Origin of the sequence: Streptomyces inhibens, assembly GCF_003389455.1 — a bacterium.
Classification (GTDB): domain Bacteria; phylum Actinomycetota; class Actinomycetes; order Streptomycetales; family Streptomycetaceae; genus Streptomyces; species Streptomyces inhibens.
On sequence record NZ_QUAC01000307.1, the window covers coordinates 1 to 1996 of the forward strand.

Sequence of the window (1996 nt, forward strand, 5' to 3'; positions counted from 1 at the left end):
CGCGCGGAGGATTCCCCCGCGCGGGCCCCGCCCCTTTACCCCGTACTCCTACCGCCGCGCCACTGGGTCACGGACGGTGCAGGGAGGCGGTGCCGTGCCCCTGCGTCAGGGGCGGTAGGAGCTCACATATCCGGCGCCGGGCGTGCCCACGCCGGTGACGTCGTCATAGCCGACGCCCGCGTGCAGGGAGCTGTCCTTGCCCAGGCTGCGCAGCGAGGTCGCGGTGCCCTTGCTGTCGTCGACACCGTTGACGTAGTCGACCCGGACGACCGCCAGATCGCGGCCGGCACCCAGCGGGTGGTCGGTGACGTCGTGGTACGCGGCGGTGCCGTAGCGCTGGTAGATGCCGGGGTTGGCGAAGCCGATGGCGACGCCGTGCCGGGCCTGCTGCGCCAGCGCCTGGACGCCGGCGATCACCGGCGCGGCCAGCGAGGTGCCGCCGATGCGGTACTCGTCATAGCCGAGCTTGCCGTCCGGCAGGGTCTGGGTCTGGCCGACCAGGAAGCCGGTGTTGGGGTCGGCGACCGCCGCGATGTCGGGAACGGTACGCATCGCGCCCTTGAGGGCGACGTTGGAGAGCCCGTCGGGGACGATTCCGCGCTGGTAGAAGGGCTGCGGGACGGTCTTGCTGACGCCACCGCCCGCGCCGCCGTTGAAGGTGCCGGGGAAGCCGGCCCAGCTGTTGCCGTCCTTGGAGAGGACCGCCTTCTGGGTGCCCCAGCCGGTCTCCCACTGGTAGGTGTCGTGCTTGCCGACGGCCAGAGAGGTGCCGCCGACGGCGGTCACCCAGGCGGAGTTCGCCGGGGTGTCGACCTGCTTGGTGCCGGTGTGGGCGGCCTCGTCTCCGTTGTCGCCGGAGGAGAAGTAGAAGCCGATGCCCTGTACGGCGCCCTGCTGGAAGATCTGGTCGTAGGCGGCGGCCACGTCCGGGGTCTCGTTCGCCTCGATGTCGCCCCAGGAGTTGGAGACGATGTCGGCGAGGTGCCCGTCGATGATCTTGCCGAGCGAGTCGAGCAGATCGTCGTCCATGCAGGAGGCACCGCCGACGTAGACGATGTCGGAGTCGGGGGCGACCGCGTGGACGGCCTCGACGTCGAGGGTCTCCTCGCCGTACCAGCCGGCCGCGCCGCACTCCTCGATGTGCGTGTAGTCCTTGGGCAGCACCTGGGAGAGCTGGCCCCTGCGGTAGCCGGGGTCACCGTTGCGGGCGGCGTACTTGCTCGCGTCCTGGGCGATGGTCGGCGAGGCATAGGCGTCGGTGATCGCGACGGTGACGCCCTTGCCGGTCCACTTCTTCGCCCCGTAGGCGGCGCGCAGCTGCTTGCCGGTGTAGCCCTTGATCGCGTACGGAGCCTTGCTCCCGTAGGCGGACGGCAGCTCCTTGTCGGTCTTGGAGCCGTAGTACGAGGAGAACGGGCCGGAGTTGCGGAAGACGCCTTCCGGCGGCGGCAGTTCGCCGGAGTGGTGCTTGGCGAGCTTGGGCGCGTTGTCCAGGCCGGTGACCGTTAGGACCGCGTCGGCCAGGGAGGCGGGCGCGGAGGCGGTGGTCGAGGGCGCGTGGTAAGTGTGCCCGCTCTTGAGGTAGTTGTGCAGATCGGTGGCGAAGGCGCGCTCGGCGGCGGCCGCGTCACCCTTGACCGTCACATACCGGTTGGTGGTCCCGGTGACCGTCAGGCCGGACGTTTTCAGCCAGTCGGTCACCCTGGCTATCTGGTCGTGCGTGGCGCCGTAGCGGGCGCGCACCTGGGCGGGGCTCAGGTACTTCCCGTACGTGGCGGAGTGCGGGTCGGATACCGCCTTCGCGTAGTCGGCGAGGCCCTTGGCATCGCGGCCGGCCAGGTAGACGCGGGCGGTGACGGCCGCGGAGGCGGAGGTGGCGCCCCGGTCGGCCTGCCGGGTGGCCCACAGGGGCTTGGTGCCCTGCAGGGCGTGCCGACCGCCGTCGTGGCCCGCGGCGTCGGCGGCGGGCGCGCCGAGCGCGAGCGCGCCGGCGACC

General features: G+C 71.6%; 1 protein-coding gene. It reads right to left on the bottom strand.

Translation table 11 applies throughout. The annotated features are described in order from the left end of the window. Window positions 1-105: 105 nt before the first annotated feature. Window positions 106-1996 (bottom strand): S53 family peptidase (locus tag DY245_RS33130; protein WP_244943424.1); only part of this gene is annotated, 1891 nt, incomplete at its 5' end.